At 67.9% G+C, this 26368-nt stretch carries 31 protein-coding genes; 24 read left to right on the top strand and 7 right to left on the bottom strand.

Annotation, left to right across the window (positions count from 1 at the left end; all coding sequences use genetic code 11):
• The first annotated feature begins 41 nt into the window (after window positions 1–41).
• From ACMX37_RS14835 to ACMX37_RS14810, 6 genes are read left to right on the top strand one after another with little or no spacing between them, the layout of a single operon-like run.
• Window positions 42–743, top strand: a complete 702-nt coding sequence (locus ACMX37_RS14835) for a SufD family Fe-S cluster assembly protein (protein ID WP_483148424.1) — start codon at window positions 42–44, stop codon at window positions 741–743.
• Window positions 740–1972: an aminotransferase class V-fold PLP-dependent enzyme gene (locus ACMX37_RS14830; protein ID WP_483146664.1), complete on the top strand. Its 1233-nt coding sequence runs from the start codon at window positions 740–742 to the stop codon at window positions 1970–1972. Before ACMX37_RS14835 ends, ACMX37_RS14830 begins: the two co-directional genes overlap by 4 nt.
• Before the next feature lie 5 nt (window positions 1973–1977).
• The gene (locus tag ACMX37_RS14825; protein ID WP_483146663.1) at window positions 1978–2421 is read left to right on the top strand and encodes an SUF system Fe-S cluster assembly protein; all 444 of its coding nucleotides are present in this window, start codon (window positions 1978–1980) and stop codon (window positions 2419–2421) included.
• A gap of 14 nt (window positions 2422–2435) precedes the next feature.
• On the top strand, window positions 2436–2912 hold the full coding sequence (locus tag ACMX37_RS14820; protein WP_483146662.1) for a GNAT family N-acetyltransferase: 477 nt from the start codon (window positions 2436–2438) through the stop codon (window positions 2910–2912).
• The gene (locus ACMX37_RS14815; protein WP_088913104.1) at window positions 2909–3274 is read left to right on the top strand and encodes a HesB/IscA family protein; all 366 of its coding nucleotides are present in this window, start codon (window positions 2909–2911) and stop codon (window positions 3272–3274) included. The genes ACMX37_RS14820 and ACMX37_RS14815 overlap by 4 nt, the downstream gene beginning before the upstream one ends.
• A gap of 3 nt (window positions 3275–3277) precedes the next feature.
• Window positions 3278–3751: a hypothetical protein gene (locus ACMX37_RS14810; protein WP_483146661.1), complete on the top strand. Its 474-nt coding sequence runs from the start codon at window positions 3278–3280 to the stop codon at window positions 3749–3751.
• Window positions 3752–3755: 4 nt separating this feature from the next.
• On the opposite strand, the gene ACMX37_RS14805 is transcribed toward ACMX37_RS14810, so the two are convergent.
• Genes ACMX37_RS14805 through ACMX37_RS14795 form a run of 3 tightly spaced genes read right to left on the bottom strand, consistent with a single transcriptional unit; the run spans window position 3756 to window position 5882 of the window.
• Window positions 3756–4703 (bottom strand): SH2 domain-containing protein, encoded by a 948-nt coding sequence (locus ACMX37_RS14805; protein ID WP_483146660.1) that lies wholly within the window; start codon window positions 4701–4703, stop codon window positions 3756–3758.
• A 58-nt stretch (window positions 4704–4761) separates the two neighbouring features.
• The gene (locus ACMX37_RS14800; protein WP_483146659.1) at window positions 4762–5175 is read right to left on the bottom strand and encodes a hypothetical protein; all 414 of its coding nucleotides are present in this window, start codon (window positions 5173–5175) and stop codon (window positions 4762–4764) included.
• Entirely contained in the window at window positions 5172–5882 is a 711-nt protein-coding gene (locus ACMX37_RS14795; protein ID WP_483146658.1) for an EI24 domain-containing protein, read from the bottom strand. The genes ACMX37_RS14800 and ACMX37_RS14795 overlap by 4 nt, the downstream gene beginning before the upstream one ends.
• Window positions 5883–6010: 128 nt before the next feature.
• On the opposite strand from ACMX37_RS14795, the gene ACMX37_RS14790 reads away from it, so the two are divergent.
• Entirely contained in the window at window positions 6011–7012 is a 1002-nt protein-coding gene (locus ACMX37_RS14790; protein ID WP_483146657.1) for an adenosine kinase, read from the top strand.
• Window positions 7013–7170: 158 nt separating this feature from the next.
• Here ACMX37_RS14790 and ACMX37_RS14785 read toward each other — a convergent pair whose 3' ends face one another.
• Entirely contained in the window at window positions 7171–7554 is a 384-nt protein-coding gene (locus ACMX37_RS14785; protein WP_483146656.1) for a hypothetical protein, read from the bottom strand.
• 231 nt (window positions 7555–7785) lie between these two features.
• Here ACMX37_RS14785 and ACMX37_RS14780 point away from each other — a divergent pair, with 231 nt between their 5' ends.
• The 7 genes from ACMX37_RS14780 to ACMX37_RS14750 all read left to right on the top strand — a co-directional run bounded on the left by ACMX37_RS14780 (window position 7786) and on the right by ACMX37_RS14750 (window position 14761).
• Window positions 7786–8796, top strand: coding sequence for a sensor histidine kinase (locus ACMX37_RS14780; protein WP_483146655.1), 1011 nt, complete (start codon window positions 7786–7788; stop codon window positions 8794–8796).
• A gap of 496 nt (window positions 8797–9292) precedes the next feature.
• Entirely contained in the window at window positions 9293–11323 is a 2031-nt protein-coding gene (locus ACMX37_RS14775; protein WP_483146654.1) for a ribonucleoside-diphosphate reductase subunit alpha, read from the top strand.
• A gap of 73 nt (window positions 11324–11396) precedes the next feature.
• Window positions 11397–11585, top strand: a complete 189-nt coding sequence (locus tag ACMX37_RS14770; RefSeq protein ID WP_483146653.1) for a hypothetical protein — start codon at window positions 11397–11399, stop codon at window positions 11583–11585.
• A gap of 60 nt (window positions 11586–11645) precedes the next feature.
• Window positions 11646–12692, top strand: a complete 1047-nt coding sequence (locus ACMX37_RS14765; protein ID WP_483146652.1) for a ribonucleotide-diphosphate reductase subunit beta — start codon at window positions 11646–11648, stop codon at window positions 12690–12692.
• Between the two features lie 7 nt (window positions 12693–12699).
• Window positions 12700–13902, top strand: a complete 1203-nt coding sequence (locus tag ACMX37_RS14760; RefSeq protein WP_483146651.1) for a hypothetical protein — start codon at window positions 12700–12702, stop codon at window positions 13900–13902.
• A gap of 7 nt (window positions 13903–13909) precedes the next feature.
• Window positions 13910–14365 (top strand): hypothetical protein, encoded by a 456-nt coding sequence (locus tag ACMX37_RS14755; RefSeq protein ID WP_483146650.1) that lies wholly within the window; start codon window positions 13910–13912, stop codon window positions 14363–14365.
• Between the two features lie 171 nt (window positions 14366–14536).
• A complete protein-coding gene (locus ACMX37_RS14750; RefSeq protein WP_483146649.1) occupies window positions 14537–14761 on the top strand; it encodes a hypothetical protein in 225 nt (74 codons plus the stop codon).
• A 242-nt stretch (window positions 14762–15003) separates the two neighbouring features.
• Here the strand turns inward: ACMX37_RS14750 and ACMX37_RS14745 are convergent, their stop codons facing one another.
• Entirely contained in the window at window positions 15004–15492 is a 489-nt protein-coding gene (locus tag ACMX37_RS14745; protein WP_483146648.1) for a thermonuclease family protein, read from the bottom strand.
• 120 nt (window positions 15493–15612) lie between these two features.
• On the opposite strand from ACMX37_RS14745, the gene ACMX37_RS14740 reads away from it, so the two are divergent.
• A complete protein-coding gene (locus ACMX37_RS14740; RefSeq protein WP_483146647.1) occupies window positions 15613–15864 on the top strand; it encodes an HP1242/YdcH family protein in 252 nt (83 codons plus the stop codon).
• Window positions 15865–15950: 86 nt separating this feature from the next.
• Here ACMX37_RS14740 and ACMX37_RS14735 read toward each other — a convergent pair whose 3' ends face one another.
• Complete coding sequence (locus ACMX37_RS14735) at window positions 15951–16136, bottom strand: hypothetical protein (RefSeq protein WP_483146646.1); 186 nt, start codon at window positions 16134–16136, stop codon at window positions 15951–15953.
• A 149-nt stretch (window positions 16137–16285) separates the two neighbouring features.
• On the opposite strand from ACMX37_RS14735, the gene argB reads away from it, so the two are divergent.
• The 6 genes from argB (at window position 16286) to ACMX37_RS14705 (ending at window position 21069) form a co-directional block, all read left to right on the top strand.
• Window positions 16286–17209: an acetylglutamate kinase gene (gene argB, locus ACMX37_RS14730; RefSeq protein WP_483146645.1), complete on the top strand. Its 924-nt coding sequence runs from the start codon at window positions 16286–16288 to the stop codon at window positions 17207–17209.
• Between the two features lie 122 nt (window positions 17210–17331).
• Window positions 17332–17613 carry a YggT family protein gene (locus ACMX37_RS14725; RefSeq protein WP_483146644.1) on the top strand — a complete coding sequence of 94 codons (282 nt, stop codon included), beginning with the start codon at window positions 17332–17334 and terminating at the stop codon, window positions 17611–17613.
• Window positions 17613–18509, top strand: coding sequence for a bifunctional methylenetetrahydrofolate dehydrogenase/methenyltetrahydrofolate cyclohydrolase FolD (gene folD / locus ACMX37_RS14720; RefSeq protein ID WP_483146643.1), 897 nt, complete (start codon window positions 17613–17615; stop codon window positions 18507–18509). The genes ACMX37_RS14725 and folD overlap by 1 nt, the downstream gene beginning before the upstream one ends.
• A 17-nt stretch (window positions 18510–18526) precedes the next feature.
• Window positions 18527–19306, top strand: coding sequence for a hypothetical protein (locus ACMX37_RS14715; protein WP_483146642.1), 780 nt, complete (start codon window positions 18527–18529; stop codon window positions 19304–19306).
• Window positions 19307–19339: 33 nt separating this feature from the next.
• The gene (locus ACMX37_RS14710; RefSeq protein WP_483148423.1) at window positions 19340–19963 is read left to right on the top strand and encodes a MarC family protein; all 624 of its coding nucleotides are present in this window, start codon (window positions 19340–19342) and stop codon (window positions 19961–19963) included.
• 53 nt (window positions 19964–20016) lie between these two features.
• Window positions 20017–21069 carry a DUF475 domain-containing protein gene (locus tag ACMX37_RS14705; protein ID WP_483146641.1) on the top strand — a complete coding sequence of 351 codons (1053 nt, stop codon included), beginning with the start codon at window positions 20017–20019 and terminating at the stop codon, window positions 21067–21069.
• A gap of 4 nt (window positions 21070–21073) precedes the next feature.
• Here ACMX37_RS14705 and ACMX37_RS14700 read toward each other — a convergent pair whose 3' ends face one another.
• Complete coding sequence (locus tag ACMX37_RS14700; RefSeq protein ID WP_233996833.1) at window positions 21074–21361, bottom strand: YciI family protein; 288 nt, start codon at window positions 21359–21361, stop codon at window positions 21074–21076.
• Window positions 21362–21511: 150 nt separating this feature from the next.
• On the opposite strand from ACMX37_RS14700, the gene putA reads away from it, so the two are divergent.
• From putA to dcd, 3 genes are all read left to right on the top strand, one after another.
• Complete coding sequence (putA, locus tag ACMX37_RS14695) at window positions 21512–24646, top strand: bifunctional proline dehydrogenase/L-glutamate gamma-semialdehyde dehydrogenase PutA (protein ID WP_483146640.1); 3135 nt, start codon at window positions 21512–21514, stop codon at window positions 24644–24646.
• A gap of 8 nt (window positions 24647–24654) precedes the next feature.
• Window positions 24655–25359 (top strand): endonuclease/exonuclease/phosphatase family protein, encoded by a 705-nt coding sequence (locus tag ACMX37_RS14690; protein WP_483146639.1) that lies wholly within the window; start codon window positions 24655–24657, stop codon window positions 25357–25359.
• Window positions 25360–25574: 215 nt separating this feature from the next.
• Entirely contained in the window at window positions 25575–26129 is a 555-nt protein-coding gene (gene dcd / locus ACMX37_RS14685) for a dCTP deaminase (protein ID WP_067407156.1), read from the top strand.
• The last annotated feature ends 239 nt before the right edge of the window (window positions 26130–26368 follow it).

The raw sequence follows: 26368 nt of genomic DNA, 5'->3' as shown, positions 1-26368 counted from the left end.
CCCTTCCGACAAGGCGCGACGAGGCGTGGCGCTATGCCGACATGGACGGCCTCGCGCGGCTCGGCGTCGCGGCGCTCGACGCTTGGCAGGCGATTGACGTCGCCGCTGGCGAGAGCCTGACGCGCTGCCTCGTGGTCGGCTCGGGCGAACCCGAACTGCACCGCTTCCGCGTGACGCTGGGTGAAGGCGCGCGGGTGGCCTTCTTCGTGACCAATGCGGGCGGCGACTACACCCGGGTCGAGGTGGAAGTGCACCTCGCCAGGGGTGCGGATTTCGAATTTGGCGGCGTCACCATCGGCGGGGCGGGCGTGACCCGCGAATTCGTGACGCAGGTCGTCCATGCCGAACCCGAGGCGACCAGCAACCAGACCATCCGCGCGGTCCACTGGGCCGGGGCGACGGGCAATTTCCTCGGCGAGATCAAGGTCGCACGCCACGCGCAGAAGACCGACGCGGCGCAGGACTTCAAGGGCCTGCTGCTCGAAGCGGGCGCAAGCGCCAATGCCGTGCCGCAGCTCGAAATCTTCGCCGATGACGTCAAATGCGCTCACGGCGCGACGGTCGGCGCGCTCGATGAGGCCGCGCGTTTCTACATGATGGCCCGCGGGGTCGATCCGGCCACGGCGCAGCGGCTGCTGGTGCAGGCCTTCATCGGCGATGCCTTCGTGGCGCTGGAGGACGAGGCCGAACGCGAGACGCTGCTCGATGCCGCGCTGGCGGCGCTGGAGGGGGCGAAGCTGTGAGCGACGCCGCCACCCTTGCCCCCCTCGCGGACCTGCGGGCCGACTTCCCCGGCATGGTCACCCATGACGGCACACCCTGGCACTACCTCGACACCGCCGCCACCGCGCAGAAACCGCGCGCCGTGATCGACGCCATGGCGCGCGCGCTGGGCGAGGATTACGCGACCGTCCACCGCGGGGTCTACACCCGCTCGGCCGAGATGACGCTCGCCTACGAGGCGGCGCGGCGCACGGTCGCCCGGTTCATCGGCGGGCACGAGGACGAGCTGGTCTTCACCCGCGGCGCGACCGAAGCGATCAATCTCGTCGCCCAGACCTGGGGCCGGGCGAACCTCAAGGCGGGCGACCGCATCCTGCTCTCGCAGGCCGAGCACCATTCGAACATCGTGCCGTGGCAGATGGTGGCCGGGGCGGTGGGCGCGCACATCGACGTCTGCCCGCTGACCGACGATCACCGGATCGATCTCGATGCGGCCGAGGCGATGCTGACCGAGCGCCACAAGCTGGTCGCGCTGGGCCATGTCTCGAACGTCACCGGCTCGCTGCTCGATGCCCCGCGCGCGGCGGCCCTGGCGCATTCGGTTGGCGCGAAGCTGCTGCTCGACGGCTGCCAGTCGGCACCGCATATGCAGGTCGATGTCACGTCGTTGGCATGTGATTTCTACGTCTTTTCCGCCCACAAGCTCTACGGCCCGACCGGGATCGGGGCGCTGTGGGCGAGAGGAGAGCTGCTCGCCGACATGCCCCCGTATCAGGGCGGCGGGGCGATGATCGACCGCGTGACCTTCGCGAGGACGACCTACGCCAGCGGCCCCCAGCGGTTCGAGGCGGGCACGCCTGCCATCACCGAGGCGATCGCCTTCGCGGCCGCCGCCGACTATGTCAGCGCCATCGGCCCGGACCGGATTCATGCGCATGAACAAGCACTTGTCGCCCGCCTGCGCCGTGAACTCGGGGCGATGAACGACGTCACGCTGTTCGGCCCCGCGGACAGCGCCGGGATCGTCAGCTTCGCCCTCGATGACATCCACCCCCACGATCTCGGGACGATCCTCGACGAGAGCAATGTCGCGATCCGCGCAGGCCACCACTGCGCCCAGCCGCTGATGGATTACCTCGGCGTCCCTGCCACGGCGCGCGCCAGCTTCGGGGTCTACTCGACCGAGGCCGACATCGACGCGCTGCTCGCCGGGATCGCCCGCACCCGCCGCATTTTTGGAAAAGGATGAGAGCGATGGACAGCTCGACCGAAAAGCCCCCCCGCGCCCGGGTTCAGGACGCGATCGACACGGATGACGCGGCCCCGCGCCAGCGCGACTATCTCGACGGCTTCCTCGCCGCCAGGCCGCCCGCCGATGCCGTCGGCGGGGAGGGGGGCGACCTGCAGGCCGCGGTGATCGAGGCGCTGCGCGAGATCTTCGACCCGGAAATCCCGGTCAACATCTACGATCTCGGGCTGATCTACGGCGTCGAGGTCGACGACAATGCCGACGCCACCGTCACCATGACGCTCACCACGCCGCACTGCCCGGTCGCCGAGTCCATGCCCGGCGAGGTCGAGCTGCGGGTGTCGAGCGTCCCGGGCATCCGCGATGCCGAGGTGAACCTCGTCTGGGACCCGCCGTGGGGCCCGCACAAGATGAGCGACGAGGCGCGTCTCGAGCTGGGGATGCTGTGACGCTGGCACCCGCCTTGACCATAACGCTCGCGGATTACCGCGACACCCGCGATGCGGCCGACGTCGTGGCGCTGCTCGATGCCTATGCGTGCGACCCGATGGGCGGCGGTGAACCCCTTCGCGAGGAGGTGAAGGCGCGCCTGACCGGCGATCTGGCCGCCAACCCGCAGGCCTTCTCGCTGATCGCCCGTCTGGACGACCGCGCGGTCGGCCTTGCCAACTGCTTCACGGGCTATTCGACCTTCGCCGCCGCGCCGCTGGTCAACATCCACGATCTCGCCGTCCTGCCGGACACGCGCGGCAAGGGCATCGGCAGGGCGCTGCTCGCCGCGGTCGAGGCCGAGGCCTTGAAGCGCGGCGCCTGCAAGATCACATTGGAAGTGCTGAGCGGCAATCCCGCGCGCCATCTCTACGCCGCCTGCGGGTTCGGCGACTACCAGCTCGATCCCGCTACCGGGCACGCGCTGTTCTGGCAGAAGAGGCTGACATGACCGACACCACCACCACCACGCGCGCCGCACCCAAGGCTGCCGTCACCCTGACGCCCTCTGCCGAGGCGCGCATCGCCGAGCTGATGGCCAAGGCCCCCGAAGGCGCGATCGGCGTCAAGCTCTCGACCCCGCGCCGGGGCTGCTCGGGCCTCGCCTATTCGGTCGACTACGTCACCACCGAGGCGAAGTTCGACGAGAAGATCGTCACGCCCGGCGGGGTGTTCTACATCGACGGCGCCTCGGTGCTCTACCTCGTGGGCTCGATCATGGACTGGCGCGAGGACGATTTCACCGCCGGCTTCGTGTTCGAGAACCCCAACGCCAAGGGCGCTTGCGGCTGCGGCGAGAGCTTCATGGTGTGACCGGTGGTCGTCACCGTCACCCTGTCGACGACACTCGCCTGCACGGCTGACGAAGCCTGGGAGCGGGTCCACACCTCGGCGCTGCTGATGCATGTCGCCGCACCGCTGATCCGCTTCACGCCCAAGGGCCGCGCGGCCTTCCCCGCGATCTGGCAGCCGGGCGAATACCGCGCCCGGATGTGGCTGTTCGGCCTGATCCCCATCGGCTGGCAGGCGATAGTGATCAGCGAGCCGCCGCCCGAAGGCGCGACCCGCTTCGTCCGCGACAACGGCTACGGACCGATGATCAGGCGCTGGGACCACTGGATCGCGATCACGCCGCTCGATGACGGCACGACGCATTACGTCGACCGCGTGGACATCGATGCGGGGCTGCTCACCCCGCTGATCGCCGCCTTCGCGCGGGTGTTCTACGCCCACCGCCAGCGGCGCTGGCGCGAGCTGGCGCAGACCGGCTTTGCCGCGTTGAAGGGCTGAGCTGTCAGTCGCCCTGCGCGAGGCGCGCGATCAGGCGGCTTTCGAGTTCGTCGACCTCGCCATCGGCATCGACCATGCTCTCGAGCCATTCGCTCTCGAAGTCGGTGACCTTCTCGCCCTCGGCGGCGATGGCGGCATAGTCGGGGCCGGACGGCTGCTTCTTGCCGAACACCAGGCCGAAGTGGTTCCCGACATGGGGCACCTCGCGGATGACCCGGCCGATGAAGCGCCCGACATTGGCCTTGTGCCCAGAGGCGATGAAGGCTTCGAGCTCGCGCTTGCGCTCGTGGCTGAGCTGGGCGTTCTGGTGCGTGAAGCCCTTGAGGAAGTTCGCCACGCCGTCGATGAACAGCTCGTCCCACTCGGCCGCGTTCTCCTCGGCGAGGGTCGCGTCCTTGAGACGGAACAGCATCTCGGCCTCGAAACGCGAAACCGCCGCCGGGGCGCAGCCGCCGCTGGCGAAGATCACCCGGCGGATGATGCGGCACTCGGCGGCGGTGATGCGGGTCGCGGCAAGCTCGCCGCCGCAGCGGGTCGGGCCGGTGCCGGTCAGCACCTCGCGCTCGATCTGGTCGAGGACGTAGTTCTTGAGCCGGTCGGGCACGTTCTCGGCGCGTTCGATGATCCGCACCATCGTCTCGAGCTCGACGACGCTCTCGACCACGCCGTCATGGTCGATCTGGCCGATCAGCCACTCGGCCTCCTCAGCCGAGCATTGCAGACGCGGCGGAGTGCCGTTCAGCACGAACTCGCCGATCGCCTCGACGAAGAAGTCGCACCATTCGGGGCTGCGCTCTTCGAGCGCGTTGTTGACCGCGAAGAGCGCCTCGGCCTCGGCGCGGGTGATGATGCCGTCGCCCCAGCCCTCGCGGCGCAGGGCGAGCAGGCCCTCGGCGGTGATCTGGCCGTCGGCCGCCGCGCGCCGGGCGATGTCGATGAATTGCGTGGTCATGCCGGTCTTCCCCTGGGGTCTCGGGCCGGGTGATGGCACGATCAGGCTTAAGACCGCGTTACCGCGCCTCTTTCCCGCGCTCGACCTCGCGGATGCAGGCTCCCGGATCGGCCGGTGCCCCGCCCTGGCGGAGGCGCGCCGCGACATGGGTCGCGGTCGGCTCGGCCCCTGCGGCGAGGGGGTAGAGGTAGATGTCGAGCACGCAGGACGCCCCGCCGAACTGGAGCTTGCGGGCGTCGCCCTCGGCAAGGTCGATGCGCGGGGTGCCGAAGCGCCGGGTGAGCGCCGCGGCGGGCGAGCCGATCACGCCTTCGAGGCCGGCGGGCGCCATCACCTGCGGCACCACCACGATGCTGCTGCGGGGCACGCCCGGCGCGGGCGCTGCGCGGCGGGGCGATCCGCCGCCGCCGCCCGCGCAGCCCGCGAGCACGCTCGCCGCAAGCCCGGCAAGGATGGCGCCCCGTCCGATCATCGCCGCGCGCCCCCGTCCAGCCGCCGCAGCACGAGATGCGTCCCGGCCGCCGCCCCCACCACCGGGGCGAGGAGATTGGCGAGCGGCACCAGCATCAGCCCCGCCACCGCCGCGCCGAGCAGGAACCGCTCGCCCGCGCCCACGGGGTTGCCGCGCTCGTCTCCCGCGCAGTGCCGCAGCCACGCCATGTCGGTGCACTCGCGCCCCAGCAGCAGGGCGTTGACCGTCAGGAACACCGCCGCCGGGCCGATCGCGGTGACGGCCAGCACCGCCGCGATCGGCAGGGCCAGCAGGTTGTAGCCGATCACCCGCAGCAGCCCCCGCGCCGCCACCGCCACCTCGCGGGCGAGCGGCAGCGGCCGCGCCTGCCCCGCCAGCGCCGGAAAGTGCCGCGCCTCGACCGCGGCCACGACATCGTCGGCGAAGAACTGGAGCACCGCCAGCGCGACCACGCGGAACAGGAACCAGAAGGCGGCGAGCCCGATCACCAGCGCGGCCAGCGCCTGCGCGGCCGGGGCGAAGCCCTCGGGCAGGAGCGCGGCGATCCGTTCCTCGCGCAGCACCACCGCGAGGCCCTCGTAGAGCCCCCAGCCCGCCAGCGCGAAGACCGCCAGCGTCACGGCCACGCTCTTGACCAGCACCGCCATCACGGCGCGGTCACCAAGCTGGCCGAGGGCCTTCACAAGCGCGGCAGGGACGGCGGTCATCACGCCGGGTCGATGCGGTGGCCGCCGCGCGAAGTCAACGCGCTCGTGCTGCGCCGCACACAGATCGCTTGGCGCAGGCGCCGAACCCCGCTAGGCGGCGCGCGCAAGCTCAGACAAGGAAACCGACCGTGCCCGCAACCACCCCGCCCCGCTACGACGTGATCGCCATCGGCAACGCCGTGGTCGACGTGATCGCCTCCTGCGAGGAGGAGCTGATCGAGGAGCTCCAGCTGAACCGCGGCGGCATGACCCTGATCGACGAGGCGCGCGCCGAGGAACTCTACGAGGCCATGCCCCCGGCCCGCGAGGTCTCGGGCGGCTCGGCGGCGAACACCCTGGCGGGGCTCGCCACGCTCGGCCTCCAGTGCGCCTTCATCGGGCAGGTCGCCGAGGACCAGCTCGGCAAGGTCTTCCGCCACGACATGCGCGCGACCGGCATCGATTTCGACACCCCCGCGCGGGAAGGCGAGCCGGCCACGGGCCGCGTGCTGATCTTCGTCACCCCCGATGGCGAGCGGACGATGAACACCTTCCTCGGCGCAGGCCAGTTCCTCCCTGCCGCCGCGCTCGACGAGGACCTGATCGCGAGCGGCGCGATCCTCTATCTCGAAGGCTATCTGTGGGACCCCGAGGAGCCCCGCCGCGCCATGCGCCGCGCGATCGAGGTCGCGCGCGACGCCGGCCGCAAGATCGCCTTCACGGCCTCCGAAAGCTTCGTGATCGACCGCCACGGCGACGATTTCCGCAGCATGATCGACGAAGGCGTCATCGACATCCTGTTCGTCAACGAGACCGAGCTGGCGACCCTGACCGGCGAGGACGATTTTGAAGCAGGCCTCGCGGCGGTGGCGGGCAAGGTGCCGGTGCTGGTAGCCACCCGCAGCGAGAAGGGCGCCGTCGCCATCGCCCACGGCGAGCGGGCGGAGGTGGCCGCGGTGCCGGTGATCAAGGTCGTCGACACCACCGGCGCGGGCGACCAGTTCGCCGCTGGGTTCCTGTCGGGCTACGTCAAGGGCGAGCCCCTGACCCGCTGCCTCAAGCGCGGGGCGATCTGCGCCTCGGAAGTGATCTCGCACTACGGCCCGCGGCCCGAGGCGGACATGCAGGCGCTGATGGCCGAGCGGCTCTGACGTTTTGCGTGCCCGCCTCCGCGGGCAGGTGTGCCGCCTTCGGCGACACAGCTTCGCTTCCCTCGGCGCCGTTTCAGTCCCTGCGGGCCTGAGCGCCTGCGGGGCGGCCGCGTGGCCTTGCGGGCCGCTGGCCCGGGATCACCCTTGCGGCCTTCCGCTCACTCGTCGGGCACGTAGCCCGCGTGGCGCAGCGTCACCATGTAGGCGGCGATCTGGCGGGTCTGGGCGGGGGTCAGGGTGAAATCCATGTCCTCGGGGTAATTGTGCGCCTCGCCCAGCCACTTGGCGAGCGACGATTCCGACAGCCCCCGCCGGTTGGCGATCGCCGCGAAGCTGGGAGAGGCGGGGTTGGGCGAAAGGAACGGCGGCTCGACCGCGTGGCACCCCCCGCAGGCCGCCTCGACAAAGGCCGGCGCCCGCGTGTCGCGCGAGGGCGAGGTGGACTTGCCCACCATCGGCGGCGGGTTGTCGGTGCCGGCAGTCTGACAGGCGGCAAGCGCGAGCAGCAGGGCCGGGGCGATCAGGGTGAGGCGATGTGTCATGCCGGTCTTGTCCTCCCTATCGGCCCTGCATTCCTTGACCGGGATCAAATTTCCCGCAAGCCTTCGCCTGCGGTTCGACGGCTTTTCTCGAGAAATGGCGGCAGGCTGGTGCCCTGAAGGCACGGCGCGATCATCCCCCGATCCGGACACGCCGCTGTGGCGGGCGTCGTAGCCGCCGGGGAACCTGCGAGCGATTGATGCTGTAATGGCTCGCGAAGGGAGAGTGGCAGCGTGAGCGGACAGGAGACGGACCGCGAGCGGGGGCGCGAAGCAGGGCTCGGCAGTGCGAACCTGCGGCTCCAGGCGGTGCTCGACAACGCGTCCTTTGCCGTCTTCCTGATGGATGACCGGCAGCGATGCATCTACATGAACGCGGCCGCCGAGGAGCTCACCGGCTACACGCTCGACGAGGTCCTCGCGCTCGACCGGCCGCTTCACGACATCATCCACCACACCCACCCCGACGGGCGGCCCTTCCCGCTGCACGAATGCGCGATCGACCGGGCCTTTCCCGAACATGCCCAGACGCGCGGGGAGGAGACATTCGTGCACCGCGACGGTCATTTCTACCCCGTGGCATTCTGCGCCAGCCCGATCCGCGACGAGGCGTCCCAGACCATCGGGACGATCATCGAGGTGCGCGACATCTCGCAGGACAGGCGCGCGCAGGCCAATCAGCGGGTGCTGATCAACGAGCTCGACCACCGGGTGAAGAACACCCTCGCAACGGTCCAGGCGATCGCGGGCCAGACCTTCGAGGGCAGCGACGCGGCGGCGCTGGCCAGCTTCAAGAACCGGCTGACCGCCCTGTCCAAGGCGCATGAAGTGCTGACCCGCAACGCGTGGGAGCCGACCGCGCTCGACCACATCGCCGGCAGCGTGGCCACGACCTTCGGGCCTGACCGTTTCACGCTGGCCGGCCCCGAGCTCATCGTCTCCCCGAAGGTGGCGGTCGCGCTGATGATGGCGCTGCACGAGCTTGCCACGAATGCGGTGAAGTACGGATCGCTCAGCATCCCCGGCGGCCGGGTGCGGATCAGCTGGCGCCACGTGCCCCCGGACGACAGCGTGCTGGAAGCGGTGTGGGAGGAAAGCGGCGGCCCGCCCGTGAGCCCGCCGACCCGCACCGGCCTCGGCATGCGGCTGATCGAGGAGCAGCTCGCCTACGAATTCGGCGGACGCACCCGGATTCGGTTCGATCCCGGCGGCCTCGTCTGCACCATCGATCTGCCACTCGCCTAGCGCAGGACCGGATCGGGGCGGCCCGGGGCGCAACAATCATGCGTCCGTCCGTGCAAAAGATTCACGGGTGGATTCGAATGATTCAATCACCATATTTTTCTTCACAGATTCAATTTGGGGCTTGCGGGCCCCGCGACTCAAGCTTGCTCCACGCGTCGCGGGTCTGACACCGCTCTGAAACGGGGCTGTCATGGTAACCGGGTGCTTAATCGCCCGTTGACGGGATTCAGCGGCTGATTCATCATCTAGTGGTTCGGCGCAAATCGGACCCCCAAGCCGTGGTGAATCCCTGCCGCTCCCGAGCGGAGCGAAGAGGGGAGGAGTCGCTCCCGCAGACAGGGTCCGCCGCGCGCCACGAACGGGATCGACCGACCTGCCCGAGCGACCGCCACCGTGGTGTCCTGTTGGCAAGTCTGTGGACCCGGCGGTATGGAACAGAATCGGAACATGGCCTCTTGTGCCATAGTCCCGATTCGGGGGAGAAGTGGGGCTGACAATGGATTTCAAGGCGAGCGACAACGTGCCCGATGACGCGGTGAACACCGAAGTGACGAATGAAAGCGAAACCGGCGCGGGTGCGGGGGATGAAAAGGCTGTGACGATGAAAACGATGGATACCGGCTCCGATGCCCTGATCGCCGCCAAGGCCGGAGAGGCGCTGGCGGGCGCCATGGCCACGGCCATGAAGGACGCGGGCAAGACCGACAGCAAGAAGGTCAACGACCGCCGCTTCGCGATCGTCACCGACGCGAGCCGCGACGCGCGCCTGACCGATTTCGGCAAGGAAACCCTGACCGACCGCTACCTGCTGCCCGGCGAGACCTATCAGGACCTCTTCGCCCGCGTGGCCGATGCCTATGCGGATGACGAAGCGCACGCCCAGCGCCTCTACGACTACATCTCGAACCTGTGGTTCATGCCCGCGACCCCGGTTCTCTCGAACGGCGGCACCAACCGCGGCCTGCCGATCTCGTGCTACCTGAACTCGGTCGAGGACAGCCTCGAAGGGATCGTCGGCACCTGGAACGAGAACGTCTGGCTCGCCTCCAAGGGCGGCGGGATCGGCACCTATTGGGGCAATGTCCGCGGCATCGGCGAGCCGGTCGGCCTCAATGGCAAGACCAGCGGCATCATTCCCTTCGTGCGGGTGATGGATTCGCTGACGCTGGCGATCTCGCAGGGCTCGCTGCGGCGCGGCTCGGCCGCCTGCTATCTCGACATCTCGCACCCCGAGATCGAGGAGTTCCTCGAAATCCGCAAGCCTTCGGGCGACTTCAACCGCAAGGCGCTGAACCTGCACCACGGCGTGCTCGTCACCGACGAGTTCATGCAGGCCGTGCGCGAGGGCGCCGAGTTCACCCTGCGCAGCCCCCGCGACGGGTCGGAGCGCGGCAAGGTCGACGCGCGTTCGCTGTTCCAGAAGCTGGTCGAGACCCGGCTGGCGACCGGCGAGCCCTACATCGTCTTCTCCGACACCGTGAACCGCATGATGCCCAAGCATCACCGCGACCTCGGGCTCAAGGTCTCGACCTCGAACCTGTGCTCGGAAATCACCCTGCCGACCGGCATCGACCACCTCGGCAATGACCGCACGGCGGTGTGCTGCCTCAGCTCGCTCAACCTCGAGACCTGGGAAGAGTGGAAGGGCGACAAGAAGTTCATCGAGGACGTGATGCGCTTCCTCGACAACGTGCTGCAGGACTATATCGACCGCGCGCCGGACGAGATGGCCCGCGCCAAGTATTCCGCCTCGCGCGAACGCTCGGTCGGCCTCGGGGTGATGGGCTTCCACTCCTATCTCCAGCAGAAGGGCGTCGCCTTCGAGAGCGCGATGGCCAAGGCCTTGAACCTCCAGATGTTCAAGCACATCCACGCCAAGGCCTCGGAGGCCTCGATGCTGCTGGCGCAGGAGCGCGGGCCCTGCCCCGATGCGGCCGACATGGGCGCGATGGAGCGGTTCAGCTGCAAGATGGCGATCGCGCCGACCGCGTCGATCTCGATCATCTGCGGCGGCACGAGCGCCTGCATCGAGCCGATCCCGGCCAACATCTACACCCACAAGACCCTCTCGGGCAGCTTCATCGTGCGCAATCCGTATCTGGAAAAGCTGCTCGAGAAGAAGGCCAAGAACTCGACCAATGTCTGGAACTCGATCCTCGAGCGGGGCGGCTCGGTGCAGCACCTCGACTTCCTGACGCCGGAGGAGAAGGCGGTCTACAAGACCAGCTTCGAGATCGACCAGCGCTGGCTGCTCGAATTCGCCGCCGACCGCACGCCCTATATCGACCAGGCCCAGTCGCTGAACCTGTTCATCCCGGCCGACGTCGACAAGTGGGACCTGATGATGCTGCACTACCAGGCGTGGGAACGCGGCATCAAGTCGCTCTACTACCTGCGCTCGAAGTCGGTGCAGCGCGCCGGGTTCGCGGGCGGGGTCGAGGCCGACAACACCTCCGAGGCGCCCCGGATCGAGCTGGCCGCCAATGGCGAGCAGACCGATTACGAGGAATGCCTGAGCTGCCAGTAATCGCAGCCGCAGCGCGCGGGCGGGGGCCCGGCCGGCCACCCGCCTGCCCTGCGATCAAGGGGGAGGAAGCGATATGAACCTGCCATTCGTCGTCGCACTGATCGGCCTTGCGGTCAGCGCGTGGTTCGCGGTCCAGTCGGTGCGCGAGTTGAAGCGCAACCAGCCCGGCCACCTGCGCAACGCCGCGATGATCCACATCGCGATGGTCTCGATGCTCGTGCCCTTCTGCCTGATCGTCATGGTCTATTACTGGCCCGCCTGAATCCGCGCGGGGGTCACCCCCGTATATGCTATACTGATCGCCTGACCGGAGACTAAGCCCATGTCGCTTCTCGAAGCCCGCCCGACCTACAAGCCCTTCCAGTATCCCTGGGCCTACGACTTCTGGAAGCGCCAGCAGCAGATCCACTGGATGCCCGAGGAAGTGCCGCTGGGCGAGGATTGCCGCGACTGGGCGCAGAAGATCACCGATCACGAGCGCAACCTGCTCACCCAGATCTTCCGCTTCTTCACCCAGGCCGACGTCGAGGTGCAGAACTGCTACCACGAGAACTACGGCCGCGTCTTCAAGCCGACCGAGGTCAAGATGATGCTCGCCGCCTTCTCCAACATGGAGACGGTGCACATCGCCGCCTATTCGCACCTGCTCGACACCATCGGGATGCCGGAAGCCGAATACTCTGCCTTCCTCGAATACGAGGAGATGAAGGACAAGCACGACTTCCTCGGCCAGTTCGGCGTCGACACGGATGAGGACATCGCCCGCACCCTCGCGGCCTTCGGCGGCTTCACCGAGGGGCTCCAGCTCTTCGCCTCCTTCGCCATGCTGATGAACTTCCCGCGCCACAACAAGATGAAGGGCATGGGCCAGATTGTCAGCTGGTCGGTCCGCGACGAGAGCCTCCACTGCGAGGGCATCATCAAGCTGTTCCACACCTTCTGCGAGGAACGCCAGTGCCTCACCAAGTCGGTGAAGGAGGACCTCATCGACATCTGCCAGAAGACCGTCCGCCTCGAGGACGCCTTCATCGACCTCGCCTTCGAGATGGGCCCGGTCGACGGCATGAGCGCCAAGGAGATCAAGCGCTACATCCGCTACATCGCCGACTGGCGCCTGAAGCAACTGGGCCTCCAGGAGATCTACATGATCGAGGAACACCCCCTGCCGTGGCTCGCGCCGCTGCTGAACGGGGTGGAACACGCCAACTTCTTCGAGACCCGCGCCACCGAATACTCGAAGGGCGCGACCCGCGGCAACTGGAACGACGTGTGGTCGAGCTTCGACAAGCGCCAGAAGGCGAAGGCCGCGAACGAGGGCACTGCGGAAGAGGCCGAGGCCGGGCTGTTTGGGGCTGAGGCTGCGGAGTAGGGAATAGGTGAGTGAAAGATCGCTCCTGACCAATCATTCGATTAACCGAGCGATTGCGAACCTCCTGAAGCTTGCCGAAGATCCGGCGTTTCAGATCAGGGTTCGCGATCTCGGGCCTGAACACAAATCAGTCATTCGCTCTGCCGAATTGTTTGCTCGCCAATTGGCAGAGCAAGTGGAGAATTCGTCAGATGCTGAAATTAGTCTAAACGGCCTCAATCAGATTGCGACTAATCTAACAAACGCCTTTAACGAAATTAACGCATTTAGATCGAACGGCAACACAGGGCATATAGACGCTGCAGGTGGCAATTTAGACGGCGCGATGTCGAGTGCGGCGTGGACATTCTTCAGTAGGCCACTAAAGCGGTCGCGGATATATGGGGAAACAATAAATTCAGTCAGAAACGCCGCTGAAGAAGCGATAAAACACTCCGAGGACCGCCTGATTGAACTCACCTTAAAGGTTGAAGAGTTACAAGAGGAGGTTGTTCGACAAATAAATAATATTCATGAGACGACTAACCTTCTGGAATCAGTCAGATCTTCATCAAACGCTCGGCTTGACGAGATATCTTCAGAATTCTCGAGAATTAAGGGTGAGATCGAGACCGAGCGAAGTCAGGATCGCATAAGGCGAGACGACGAATTCCGAGCGTTTATGTCGGAAGAAGACCAGCTTGCTTCTGAGCTGACCAAAAAGATCGCCGATTATGAACAACAAGCCAAGACGATCCTTCAGATCGTAGGAAATATTGGAATTACCGGCAACTTCCAGAAACGTTCTGCCGACGAAGCTAGTGCAGCAAATTTTTGGCGCTGGGTTACCGTTGGCCTCTTTGGAGTGGGCGTATTCCTCATCACAATGAGTTTATGGAAAAACTTGCAGACTGGCGGATCGGTCAACGTCCTTCTGGTGAGAATTGCAGTAGGCGTCGCGATTGCCCTGCCGGCCATTTATACGGCCCGCGAGTCAGCTCGTCACCGGACCAACTCCGATCAAGCTAAACAGATTCAATTAGAATTGGCCTCTCTGGCGCCCTTCATCGAGAACCTGCCCGAGCAAGAGCGCTGGAAAATACTTGCGGGGCTTACGCCAAAGTATTTTGGAACCGGTGGTCCTAGTCCGCACGAGCCACAGATCGGAATGCCAACTGACCAGCTATTTCAGACTGTTGATAAGCTAGTTGACCGGCTGCCAAAACTCTAATCTCTCTATGTCCGACAACAGCCGCTACCCCGTCCCCAAAAGTCTCGGCATCGAGCACCCCACCTATCTCCGCTGGCTGCGGCGCAAGGCGGCGGCGCATTTGAAGCGGGATCGCAAGCGGTTCCCCGAACTCAACCTCACCGGCGAGAAGTATCGCACCGACATCCACAAGGCCGTCTGCGATCACGGCACGCATGATTTCTACACCGGCGAGGCCCTCGACTGGTCGCTGGTCAGCACCTACGACAATGACCAGTCCAAGGCCGGCAAGACCGCCTACAAGCTCGGCTTCGCGCTCCTGCCCACCGTCGATCACGTATTCGAGCCGGACGGCACATGGCGCTTCGTCATCTGCGCGTGGCGCACCAACGACGCCAAGAACGACATGAGCCACGCCGAGTTCGTCGCCCTCTGCCAGCGGGTCGTGGCGCATCATCAGACCCAAGCGCCTCCCCGGGCTTGACCTGGGACCCCGCTTCTCACTTCAGGTCGGTAAAAGGCAGCCGGGCCCCGGCTCGAGGCCGGGGCGGCGGGTGGGGTGCGCGGTCGGCCGCTTCCAGCCCCCCTCTTTGACCCGCCTCCCCCCGCCATGTTAACCTCGATCCCATCCCGTCCGGACCAAGGAGAACCTTCCGTGACCCACCGCGCCCGTCTCGCCGCTCTGCCTGCCGCCGCCCTGCTGCTGGCGCTGGCCGCCTGCGCTCCCGAAGCCGAGGAGAAGACCTACGAGGTCGATGCCGAGGATGTCGGTGGCGGGGAATTGCAGGTCGCCGAGCCCGATCCCGAGGCGGTGCCGGTCGAACTGCCCGAAACCCCGATGACCAACGTCCCCGCCGAGGCCGCCACGCCCGCCGAATAGGCAGCCGGCCGCCGGGGGAAGCGATCCGCTTTCCTACACCGCCCCCGCGCGCCTATGGTCCGCGCGGGGCTTCCCGGCCCGGCTCTTTCGGCATCGTCACGCAGGCGGCAGTCGCCGCATGATCGGGTGAACAAAGCCCCCTTTCCCTGTCCGTCCGGTGCGGCGGAACCGCGCTATCCTACGGAAAAAGCGGAAGATAATGGCGCGTCGCCAAGCGGACAGGGTGTCCGCTTTGTCCGCCTCTACGCCCCGCACCAGCTCCGGCGCGGGCCGCCCCAGCGGGTGGCGAGGCCCTCGCGGACCAGCACCGCGCCGATGCTCTGGCCGCCGCGGGTGACGATCCTGAGCTCGCGGCCATAGCGGTCGCGGGTGCGGCCGCCGGGGGGCGTCTCGAGCGCGAAGCCGCCGGCGTTGAGCAGCTGGCGCAGCCGCTCGGTCGCGCGTTCGCCGAGGGCACGCTCCTGCGGGCAGCCGGGGCGGGCGATCTCGGGGGTGTCGATGTCGGCGATGCGGATCTTGGTGCCGCGGTACCAGATCGTGTCCCCGTCGACGACGCAGGTGACGCGCACCGGCCCGGAGCACACCGGGAAGAGCGCGCGGTGCGGCTCGCCCCGGCCCTCGCTGTCCTGAGCCTCGCCGGCCTCCGGCCAGAGCGCCAGCGCGCCGAGGGCGGCAAGAGTTGCGGCGGCAAGCCCCAGCCAGCGGCGGCGGAAGGGGGCCGGTCGTGTCATGCTGCTATCCCGCCGGCAAGAATAGCGGCGCGGCGGTTTCGATCCAGTGAATTTGACCCCGGTCAAACGCCTGGGGGATCGAAGCGGCTAGGCGGGGGGCACCACTAGGGGAGACACGACATGTCCGCACATACGCCCAACGAACTGGCCGACACCTTTCCCGAGGATGCCGCCACGCTCCACCGCCTGAAGCTCACCGATGCCCATTTCGCGCGCCTCGCCGAGCGCCACCACCAGGTGAACCGCACGATCCACCGCATCGAATGCGAGGCCGAGGCGGCGAGCGACGAGCGTCTGGAAGAACTGAAGCGCGAACGCCTGCGCCTGCTCGACGAGATCGCCGCGATGCTGGAGCAGGCTCCGGCGGAATAGCGATCCGGGAGGGATCACCGGTCCTGTGCGGGCGGGGGCATGAGGCGATGCTCCCCCCGCAACCCGCCTGAGGGACCGCGGATGGGCTAGTCCAGCGCCTCGCCGCGCGCCGAACTGCGCCGGTCGGTGCCCGAGCGCCGCTCGCCCTTGCGGCGGTCCTCGCCCGCGAAGGGGGTCTGCGCCTTGCGCCGGTCACCCTGCCTGCGGCCCCCGCCCTCGGGGTCGGCAGGCAATGCGCCCGCCGGTGGTGTCGCACTGTCCTTGTCGGCCATGATCACCTCTCTCGGGGGGCAATGATAGCATCAAGCGGCTGAAATGCCTAATCAGGGGTTACCGAAGCCACCAAGCCGCTTGGCCCCGCCCCCGCGAGCCGCTAGGGCGCGGCCCGAAAGCGCGAGGTGCGCGCGGGGAATGAACGCCGGTGACCGACAAACTCAACCACACGCCGCCGCGCTCGGGCGCGGACACGCCCGAACTTTTCAAGGCCGAAGTGCTGATCGAGGCGCTGCCCTATTTCCAGCGCTATGCCGGGCGCACCTTCGTGGTGAAATACGGCGGCCACGCGATGGGCGACCCTGAGGCCGCGCGCGATTTCGCCGAGGATATCGTGCTCCTGAAGGCGGTCGGCATCAATCCGGTGGTGGTCCACGGCGGCGGCCCGCAGATCGGCCAGATGCTGAAGCGGCTGGGGGTGGAGAGCACCTTCGTCGACGGGCTGCGCGTCACCGATGCGGCGACGGCGCAGGTCGCCGAGATGGTCCTCTCGGGCGCGATCAACAAGGAACTGGTCGGCTGGATCGCCGGAGCGGGCGGCAAGGCGATCGGCATCTCGGGCAAGGACGGCGGGCTGGTGACCGCGCGCAAGGTCAGCCGCATCACCCGCGATCCCGACAGCAACATCGAACAGGCGGTCGACCTCGGCTTCGTGGGCGAGCCGGCGAGCGTCGACACCTCCGTGATCGACACGATGGTGGCCGCCGGCATGATCCCGGTGATCGCCCCGATCGCTCCGGGAGAGGACGGGGCGACCTACAACATCAACGCCGACACCATGGCCGGCGCGATCGCCGCGGCGCTGGGCGCGGCGCGGCTGTTCCTGCTCACGGACGTGCCGGGCGTGCTCGATGGCGAGGGCCGGCTGCTCACCGATCTCACCCCCGCCGACATCGCGCAGCTGCGCGAGGACGGGGTGATCCGTGGCGGCATGGTGCCCAAGCTCGAAACCTGCGTGGCCGCGGTGCAATCGGGCTGCGAGGCGGCGGTGGTGCTCGACGGGCGGGTGGGCCACGCCATGCTGCTCGAATTCTTCACCGCCCGCGGCGCCGGCACGCTGGTGCGGGCCTGAGCCCGAACAGGCCTATGGCGCGAGGCGTATTAAGCGGCTAATACGCCCTCACGGGACTTGACCGCGCGCGGCGGCTCGCCAGATGCGAGCCGAGCGCCCCACGCAACGGAACACGGATCGCCATGACTGACGCACTTCTCCAGATCTTCATTATGGTGGTGAACACCGCCAACATGCTGCTGATCGTCTGGTTCATCATCGGCCTGCTTTTCGCCTTCAACGTGGTCAGCCCGAGCAACCAGTTCGCCTATGCGGTGCACGATGCCCTGTCCCGCCTGTTCGAGCCGGCGCTGCGTCCGATCCGCAAGGTGATGCCCGATACCGGCGCGATCGACTTTTCCCCGATGGTGTTCCTGATGCTGCTCAACGCGGTCGGCTATATCCTCCAGGGCGCGCTCGCCTGATGCCGGAGGCGGTGCGGATCGACGGCAAGGCGTTTGCGGAAAGCCTGCGCGCACGGATCAGCGCGGCGGCGGAGGCCTTCGCCCTGCACGCAGGCCGGCGCCCGGGGCTTGCGGTGGTGCTGGTGGGCGAAGATCCTGCGAGCCAGGTCTATGTCGGCGCCAAGGGACGCGCCTGCATCGAGGCCGGGATCGCCAGCTTCGAGCACCGCCTTCCCGCCACCACCGGCGCGGCCGAGCTGCTGGTGCTGATCGAGCGGCTGAACCGCGACCCGGAAGTCGACGGCATCCTCGTCCAGCTGCCGCTTCCCGAGGGGCTCGACGAACAGGCGGTGATCGCCGCGATTGATCCCGACAAGGACGTGGACGGGTTCCATGTCATCAATGCCGGGCGGCTGAGCGTCGGGCAGGAGGGCTTCGTGCCCTGCACGCCGCTGGGGTGCCTGATGCTGCTGCGCGATCACCTCGGCGACCTCAGCGGGCTTGAGGCCGTCGTGATCGGCCGGTCGAACATCGTCGGCAAGCCGATGGCCCAGCTGCTGACCGACGCCAACGCCACCGTCACCATCGCGCACAGCCGCACGAAGAACCTTCCCGAGGTGGTGCGCCGCGCGGACATCGTGGTCGCCGCGGTCGGGCGGCCGGAAATGGTGCGCGGGGACTGGATCAAGCCGGGCGCGACCGTGATCGATGTCGGCATCAACCGCCTGCCGCCGACCGAGGACAGGCCGAAGGGTCGCCTCGTCGGCGATGTCGCCTACGCCGAGGCGCTGGGCGTGGCGGGCGCGATCACGCCGGTGCCGGGCGGGGTCGGGCCGATGACCATCGCGGTGCTGCTCAGGAACACGCTCGTCGCGGCGCATCGCCATGCGGGGATGGAGCCGCCGGAGGGGCTTTGAACCTTAGGGAGACCAATATGCGCCTGTTCGCCTGCGCCGTGTGCCTCGCCCTCCCCATCGTCCTCGCCGCCTGTGCTGGGGGTGGCGGGCCGCCCAAGCCGAACAAGCGCCAGATGGCGATGATCGACCGCGCGCTCGCGGTCGCGCCTGGCGCGGCCCAGCCGAGCAACATCGTCGCCGCCGAACTCGCCTTCTCGCGCGCGGCGAGGGAGCGCGGGCAGTGGACCGCCTTCCGCCTTTTCGCGGCCCCCGGCGCGCTGCTCCACGGCGGGAACGGCCCCTTCCTCATCGAACCCTGGCTCGCCACCCAGACCGATCCTCCGCAGGCCGTGCAGTGGCAGCCGCGCATCGTGGTGATGAGCTGCGACGGGGCGCTCGCGGTCAGCCAGGGCCGCTACCGCGATCCCGACGGCAAGGTCGGCAATTTCGTCACGGTCTGGGAACGCCAGCCGACGGGCGACTACCGCTATGTCTTCGACGCCGGCGGCGACGACGTGCCCCAGCCCCCGCCACGCAAGCAGACCGAGGCGCGGCCGGGCGACATCGTCGTGACCGAGATCGATGCGGTGCAGGGCCTTGTCGCCTCCTGCCCGCGCGGGGGCGCCGGAACTCCGCCGCCGCCCGCGATCCCCGTGGGCGAGGAAGGCAAGGCCGACGCCCGCCTCTCGCGCGACGGCACCTTGCGCTGGCGCTGGGAGCACCGCGCCGACGGCACCCGCTACGCCGCCGCCGACTATTTCCACCAGGGCCGCTGGGTGACCGCCATCGAACAAAGCCTTGTGCCGACCGCCGATTGATGTGAGGGGGCGGGCGAGCCTGCGCAGATGGTCCTGACCGAACTCTTCCTTTCCGCCTTCGTCACCCTGTTCGTGGTGATCGACCCGCCGGGGTGCGCGCCGATCTATGCCGGGCTGACCAAGGGCGCGACCCCTCAGCAGGCGCGCAGCATGGCGCTGCGGGCGACGTGGATCGCGGCGATCATCCTGCTGGTCTTCGCGCTGTTCGGCCAGCAATTGCTCGGCGCGCTGCACATCGAATTGAACTCCTTCCGCATCGCGGGCGGGCTGATGCTGTTCTTCATCGCCTTCGACATGGTGTTCGAGAAGCGCACCCAGCGCCGCGAAAGCCGCGCCGAGAAGATCGCCGCCACCCCCGAGATCGAGGACGTCTCGGTCTTCCCGATGGCTATGCCGATGCTCGCCGGCCCGGGCGCGATCGCGGCGGTGATGCTGCTGATGAACGAGGCCGAGGGCTGGCCCGAGATGATCGAGGTGCTCGCCGCGCTCGGCGCGGTGCTCGCCATCACCGCCGCCGCGCTCGTCGCCGCCGGGCCGCTGATCCGGCTGCTCGGCGACAAGGTCGAGGCGGTGATCACCCGCCTGCTCGGCGTTCTGCTCGCCGCGCTTGCGGCACAATATGTCATCGACGGGCTGAAGGGCAGCTTCGGCATCTAGATCGCTCCCGCAGCGCGCACTAAGAGCGCGTGGGCACTCTGACAGGAAATTCGATGTTCAAGCATTTCGGTGGTTCGCTGCTGTTCACTCTTGCCGGCCTCGTGCTGGGCGGCTGGTATGGCTGGGAGCTGACCGGCACGATCGACGGGATGCTCGGCATCGTGTGGATCTGCGCCGTGCTGGCGGTGCTCGAAGTCTCGCTGTCCTTCGACAATGCCGCGGTCAACGCCTCGATCCTCAAGGACATGGACCCGGTCTGGCAGCGGCGCTTCCTGACCTGGGGCATCGCCATCGCCGTGTTCGGGATGCGGATCGTCTTCCCGCTGGTGATCGTGATGGTCGCCGCCAGCCTCGGCCCAGTGGAGGCCATGCGGCTCGCCCTCAACGAACCGGCCGAATACCAGCGCATCGTCTCCGATGCGCATGTCGGGCTGATGGGCTTCGGCGGGGCGTTCCTCGGGATGGTCGGGCTCAAGTATTTCTTCGATTCCGACAAGGACGTGAACTGGATCGAGGCGATTGAGCGTCCGCTCGCCAGGGTCGCCAATATCGAGGCGATCGCCATCGGCGTGGTGCTCGCCGGCACCTGGGCGGTGGCGAGCGTGCTGCCGGAGGAAGAAGCACTCACTTTCCTCATCGCCGCCATCGCGGGCCTGCTGACCTATCTCGCGGTCGAGATCGTCAACCATGTGCTCGAACCGCCCACGCCCACCACCGGCGATGTCGCCAAGGCGGGCTTCGGGGCGTTCCTCTATCTCGAAGTGCTCGATGCGAGCTTCAGCTTCGACGGGGTGATCGGCGCCTTCGCGCTCACCAACAACCTCATCATCATCGCCATCGGCCTCGGCATCGGCGCGATGTTCGTTCGCTCGATGACGATCTTCCTCGTCAACAAGGGGACGATGAGCGAATACCGCTATCTCGAGCACGGCGCCTTCTATGCGATCATCGCGCTGGCGGTGATCATGTATCTCAACACCTTCGTGCACATCCCCGAGGTCATCACCGGGGTGATCGGCGCGGTGCTGATCGGCCTCGCATTCTGGTCCTCGGTCCGGTGGAACCGCGCCAACGGCGGGTCCCAGCCCGAGGATGCGCTGGCCTGAGGACCTAGGCCCAGTCGCCCAGCAGGGGCGAGAACTCGTCGACCCGGATCAGCTGCCACACCCCGCCGGTGAGGTAGGGATCGTCGGCAAGGATCGCGCGGGCTGCCGCCTCGTCCTCGGCCTTCACGATCAGCAGCGAGCCGATGATCAGGCCGTCGGCGCGCTTCAGCGGGCCGACGATCACGAAATGATCGGCATTGGCGTGGATGAACTCGAGATGCGCGGGCCGGTGGATCGCGCGCAGCCGGCCGCCGTCTTCGCCGTCGCGGCAGTGGAAGCAGAACATCCGCATGATTGTGTGGGGCCCCTGTTGATCGCCCGGCGAAGCTAAACGGGCCCGGCGCGGGGGGCAAGCGGGCCGTTGCAAAACCGGCGCTTGCAGCGCAGCCTCATGGCGTCCAGAGGCCGGGCATTGCCCGCGAATCGTTTCAGGTGAAACCAGATGGCCGACTACTCGCCCGCCCCAGCAATCGACCGCACCGACCTGCGCCGCGCCTATCGCCAGGACGAGGAGGCCTGCATCGCCGAGCGGCTCGAACAGGCCGCCCCCGCGGCGCGGGTGCACGCGGGCGCGGCCCGGCTGGCGATCGACCTGATCGAGGGCGCGCGGGCCAAGAAGGCCTCCGGGATCGACGCCTTCCTCCAGCAATACGGCCTCGATACCGAGGAAGGCATCGCTCTCATGTGCCTTGCCGAGGCGCTGCTGCGCGTTCCCGATGCGGCGACGGCGGATGCGCTGATCAAGGACAAGATCGGCCAGATCGACTGGGGCGAGCATCTCGGCGAAAGCTCCTCGACCTTCGTCAACGCCGCGACCTTCTCGCTGATGCTGACGGGCGAGGTGCTCGATCCGCCCGATGCACGCCAGAAGGGGCTGGGGAGCGCCTTCAAGCGGGCGATGAACCGGCTGGGCGAGCCGGTGATCCGCACCGCCACCGCGCAGGCGATGAAGATCCTCGGCGGCCAGTTCGTCTTCGGCCGCACCATCGACGAGGCGCTGAAGCGCGCCGCGCCCGAACGCGCAAGGGGGATCACGCACTCCTTCGACATGCTCGGCGAGGCGGCCATGACCTTCGAGGATGCCGAGAAATACCGGCTGGCCTACGAAGCCGCCCTGACGCGGCTGGCGCGCGAGGCGGGGGCCGGGGTCGCGGGATCGCCGGGGATTTCGGTCAAGCTCTCGGCGCTGCACCCGAAATACAATTTCTTCCATGCCGACGAGGCCAAGGCGGCGATGGTGCCGATGGTGCGGGCGCTCGCGCTGCGCGCTCGCGACGCGGATATCCATTTCACGATCGACGCCGAGGAAGCCGAAAGGCTGGAGCTCAGCCTCGACATCATCGAGGAGCTGGTCGCCGACGACGATCTGTTCCGCCGCCCCGACGGCAGCCGGTGGGAGGGCTTCGGCCTTGCCATCCAAGCCTACCAGAAGCGCGGCGTGGCGGTGTGCGACTGGGCGGGCAAGCTCGCCCGGCGGCACGGGCGCAGGCTGTTCGTGCGGCTGGTCAAGGGCGCCTACTGGGACAGCGAGGTGAAGCTCTCGCAGGTCGGCGGCTATGCCGACTATCCGGTGTTCACCCGCAAGGTCGCGACCGATGTGAGCTACCTCGCCTGCGCGGCGCGGCTGTTCGAGCATTCGGACGTGATCCGCCCCGCCTTCGCCACGCACAACGCCTACACCATCGGCGCGATCAAGCATCTCAGCGAGGGCAAGCCGTTCGAGTTCCAGCGCCTGCACGGCATGGGCGAGGAAGTGTATGATGCGCTCCACGCGCTCGAGGGCAACCAGCGCACGCCTGTCAGGATCTATGCGCCGGTCGGCGGGCACAAGGAGCTGCTCGCCTATCTGGTGCGCCGCCTGCTCGAGAACGGGGCCAACACCAGCTTCGTCAACCGCATGGGCGATGCCGACATTCCGGCGGAGGAGCTGGTCGGCGATCCGGTGGCGGAACTCGCGGCGATGCGCCCGCGCCGCAACCCGGCGATCCCGCTGCCCGCCGACATCTTCGGCGCGCGCCGGAACAGCGCCGGGATCGACCTCTCCGACCCGCTGGTGCGCGCTCCCCTGCTGGAGCGCCTGAAGCTGCTCGAAGGCGTCCACTGGCGCGCCGAGCCGACCTTCCCCGCCGCAAGCCCCGGCGAGATCGCGCCGATCACCAGCCCGCACGACATGGCGCAGGTGGTCGGCACCCGCCGCGACGCCACTCCGCAAGAGGTCGATGCCGCCTTCACCCGCGCCGCCGCGATCCAGCCCGGCTGGGACGCACTCGGCGGCGAGGCGCGCGCGCTGCTGCTGGAGGAGGCCGCCAACCTGTTCGAGGCGCACACCGCCGAGTTCCTCAGCCTGTGCCAGCGCGAGGCGGGCAAGACCCTGCTCGATTCGGTGCTGGAGCTGCGCGAGGCGGTCGATTTCCTGCGCTACTACGCCGCCGAGGCGCGCCGCCAGTTCGCCGCGCCGGTGATCCTCCCCGGGCCGACCGGCGAGGAGAATAGCCTCTCGCTCCACGGTCGCGGGGTGTTCGCGACGATCAGCCCGTGGAACTTCCCGCTGGCGATCTTCATCGGCATGGCAAGCGCCGCGCTTGCGGCGGGCAACGCCGTGATCGCCAAGCCCGCCGAGCAGACCCCGCTGATCGCCGCGCTCGCGGTGAAGCTGTGCCACGAGGCGGGCATCCCGCCCGAGGCCTTCCAGCTGCTCCCGGGCGCCGGCCCCGTCGGGCAGATGATCACCGCCGACCCGCGCCTCGCGGGGGTTGCCTTCACCGGATCGACCGAGACGGCAAGGGCGATCAACCGCGCCCTCGCCAACCGCGACGGGCCGATCGCCACGCTGATCGCCGAGACCGGCGGGCAGAACGCGATGATCGTCGACAGCTCGGCGCTCCCCGAGCAGGTGGTGCGCGACGTGCTGGCGAGCAGCTTCCAGAGCGCCGGCCAGCGGTGCTCGGCGCTGCGGGTGCTCTACCTCCAGGAGGACATCGCGGACGGCGTGCTGGCGATGATCCGCGGCGGCTTCGCGGCGCTCACCGTGGGCGACCCGGCGGACCTCGCCACCGATGTCGGCCCGGTGATCGACGAGGACGCACGCGCCGCACTTGAACGCCACGTCGCCCGCAGCGAGGCGAGCGGGCGCAAGGTCGAGCGCCTGCCCCTGCTACCGGCCACGGGCAAGGGCTGCTTCGTCGCGCCGACGATCATCGAACTGGGCGGCATCGGCGAATTGAACCGCGAGCATTTCGGCCCGGTGCTGCACGTCGTGCGCTTCCGCGCGGGGGAACTCGGCCGCGTGATCGAGGACATCAACGCCACCGGCTTCGGCCTCACGCTCGGCCTCCACAGCCGCATCGCCGAGACCCGGCGCTTCGTGCAGGCGCGTGCCAAGGTGGGGAATTTCTACGTCAACCGTAACCAGATCGGTGCGGTGGTCGAGAGCCAGCCCTTCGGCGGCGAGGGCCTTTCCGGCACCGGCCCCAAGGCCGGCGGCCCGCACTACCTCGCCCGCTTCGCCACCGAGCGCGTGACCTGTATCGACACCACCGCGGCCGGCGGCAACGCGAGCCTGCTGGCGGCGGGTTAGGGGAGAGGATGGCCCGCACCTTCACGGTCGCCAGCTACAACATCCACAAGGGTGTCGGCACCGACCGCAGGCGCGATCCGGGGCGCATCCTCAATGTGCTGAACGAGGTGGGCGCCGACGTTGTGTGCCTGCAAGAAGCCGACCTCAGGTTCGGCACCCGCGCCAGCGTGCTGCCGCGCTTCCTGATCGAGAGCCACACCGATTACGTCCCCGTGCCGCTCGACGTGCAGCACGATTCGATGGGCTGGCACGGCAACGCGATCCTCGTGCGGCAGGGCATCGCGGTGGAGCACCACGACATCATCCACATCCCCTGCCTCGAACCGCGCGGGGTGGTGACGGCGACGCTCGGCCTCGGCGATGCCGGCCTGACGGTGTTCGGGATGCATCTCGACCTGTCGGGCCTGTGGCGCGTGCGCCAGGCCCGCGCCATCGCGACCCTCGCCGATGCGGCCCGCAGCGCGCGGCCCACGGTGCTGATGGGCGATCTCAACGAATGGCGCGCGGCCGCCGGGTGCTTTCGCGAGTTCGGGCGGCATTTCGCACTGCTCGATCCCGGGCCGAGCTTCCCGAGTCGCCGACCGCTCGGCAGGCTCGACCGGATCCTGCATTGCGCGCGCCTCAGGGTGGAGGACTGCGGGGTGCACCGCAGCGCGCTCGCGGCGGCCGCCTCGGACCACCTGCCCGTCTGGGCGCGCTTCGCCCCGGCCTGAGCGGCGCTCCCCCAAAAAGGCCCCCGCCGGTCAGGGCGGGGGCTTGAAGTCAGGGGCCGGAGGGCCCCTCGGGTCGCAAGGCCTTGATAGCATGTCCTTGCGGACAGGCTCGTGACAAATGCTGTTAGGTCGGGCGGCGCGCGCATTTTCGGGAAAGGGGATATGTCGGACCGCCACCCTTGCCCCTGCGCCCGCCATCGGGAATCCCTTCCTCCATGGCGATTCTCTCCGACAAATGGATCCGCGCCCAGGCGCTCGAACACGGCATGATCGAGCCCTTCGTGGAGGCCCAGCGGCGCGACGGGGTGATCTCCTACGGCCTCTCGTCCTACGGCTACGACGCGCGGGTCGCGCCCGAGTTCAAGATCTTCACCAATGTCGACAGCTCGGTGGTCGATCCCAAGCAGTTCGACCCCAAGAGCTTCGTCGACCGCGAAACCGACGTCTGCATCATCCCGCCCAATTCCTTCGCGCTCGCCCGCACGGTCGAATATTTCCGCGTGCCGGAGGACGTGCTGGTGATCTGCCTCGGCAAGAGCACCTATGCGCGCTGCGGGATCATCGTGAACGTCACCCCGCTGGAGCCAGGCTGGGAAGGGCACGTGACGCTGGAGTTCAGCAACACCACGCCGCTGCCCGCGAAGATCTACGCCAACGAGGGCGCGTGCCAGTTTCTTTTCCTCAAGGGCAACGAGCGCTGCGAGACGAGCTACAAGGACCGCGCGGGCAAATACATGGGCCAGCGCGGGGTGACGCTGCCGAGGCTTTAGGGCACCCTTTCCTACAGACAGGCAGACCGGTTAGCCTCGTGCGTTTTGCGTCCGAAAGGCCCTTGCTGCTGTGATAAAGGCCCCGCTTCCCTGTCCGTCCGCCTCGACGAACGACGCGCAAGACATTGGTATTGCATTACAACACCGCATTGCAGCAAGCGGACACGGTGTCCGCTTTGTCCGCTTTTCCACGTCTGGGCTTGCCGATTTGGTCTGGTCCCGTGCGGCGGTGCGTGGCA

Source organism: Porphyrobacter sp. THAI-01a (assembly GCF_056868655.1).
The sequence above is the reverse complement of the archived record's forward strand: the minus strand, read 5'-3'. Positions and strand labels throughout refer to the sequence as shown.

Bases quoted from the DNA above. Each gene is read 5' to 3' on its own strand.
- ACMX37_RS14765 (WP_483146652.1), top strand. From the start codon at position 11,646: ATGTCGCTTCTCGAAGCCCGCCCGACCTACAAGCCCTTCCAGTATCCC.
- ACMX37_RS14835 (WP_483148424.1), top strand. From the start codon at position 42: ATGGACGGCCTCGCGCGGCTCGGCGTCGCGGCGCTCGACGCTTGGCAG.
- ACMX37_RS14805 (WP_483146660.1), bottom strand. From the start codon at position 4,703: ATGACCACGCAATTCATCGACATCGCCCGGCGCGCGGCGGCCGACGGC.
- ACMX37_RS14690 (WP_483146639.1), top strand. From the start codon at position 24,655: ATGGCCCGCACCTTCACGGTCGCCAGCTACAACATCCACAAGGGTGTC.
- ACMX37_RS14815 (WP_088913104.1), top strand. From the start codon at position 2,909: ATGACCGACACCACCACCACCACGCGCGCCGCACCCAAGGCTGCCGTC.
- ACMX37_RS14795 (WP_483146658.1), bottom strand. From the start codon at position 5,882: ATGACCGCCGTCCCTGCCGCGCTTGTGAAGGCCCTCGGCCAGCTTGGT.
- ACMX37_RS14700 (WP_233996833.1), bottom strand. From the start codon at position 21,361: ATGCGGATGTTCTGCTTCCACTGCCGCGACGGCGAAGACGGCGGCCGG.
- dcd (WP_067407156.1), top strand. From the start codon at position 25,575: ATGGCGATTCTCTCCGACAAATGGATCCGCGCCCAGGCGCTCGAACAC.
- ACMX37_RS14745 (WP_483146648.1), bottom strand. From the start codon at position 15,492: ATGACACGACCGGCCCCCTTCCGCCGCCGCTGGCTGGGGCTTGCCGCC.
- ACMX37_RS14705 (WP_483146641.1), top strand. From the start codon at position 20,017: ATGTTCAAGCATTTCGGTGGTTCGCTGCTGTTCACTCTTGCCGGCCTC.
- ACMX37_RS14775 (WP_483146654.1), top strand. From the start codon at position 9,293: ATGGATTTCAAGGCGAGCGACAACGTGCCCGATGACGCGGTGAACACC.
- ACMX37_RS14770 (WP_483146653.1), top strand. From the start codon at position 11,397: ATGAACCTGCCATTCGTCGTCGCACTGATCGGCCTTGCGGTCAGCGCG.
- ACMX37_RS14735 (WP_483146646.1), bottom strand. From the start codon at position 16,136: ATGGCCGACAAGGACAGTGCGACACCACCGGCGGGCGCATTGCCTGCC.
- ACMX37_RS14755 (WP_483146650.1), top strand. From the start codon at position 13,910: ATGTCCGACAACAGCCGCTACCCCGTCCCCAAAAGTCTCGGCATCGAG.
- putA (WP_483146640.1), top strand. From the start codon at position 21,512: ATGGCCGACTACTCGCCCGCCCCAGCAATCGACCGCACCGACCTGCGC.
- ACMX37_RS14825 (WP_483146663.1), top strand. From the start codon at position 1,978: ATGGACAGCTCGACCGAAAAGCCCCCCCGCGCCCGGGTTCAGGACGCG.
- ACMX37_RS14740 (WP_483146647.1), top strand. From the start codon at position 15,613: ATGTCCGCACATACGCCCAACGAACTGGCCGACACCTTTCCCGAGGAT.
- folD (WP_483146643.1), top strand. From the start codon at position 17,613: ATGCCGGAGGCGGTGCGGATCGACGGCAAGGCGTTTGCGGAAAGCCTG.
- ACMX37_RS14785 (WP_483146656.1), bottom strand. From the start codon at position 7,554: ATGACACATCGCCTCACCCTGATCGCCCCGGCCCTGCTGCTCGCGCTT.
- ACMX37_RS14725 (WP_483146644.1), top strand. From the start codon at position 17,332: ATGACTGACGCACTTCTCCAGATCTTCATTATGGTGGTGAACACCGCC.
- ACMX37_RS14715 (WP_483146642.1), top strand. From the start codon at position 18,527: ATGCGCCTGTTCGCCTGCGCCGTGTGCCTCGCCCTCCCCATCGTCCTC.
- ACMX37_RS14800 (WP_483146659.1), bottom strand. From the start codon at position 5,175: ATGATCGGACGGGGCGCCATCCTTGCCGGGCTTGCGGCGAGCGTGCTC.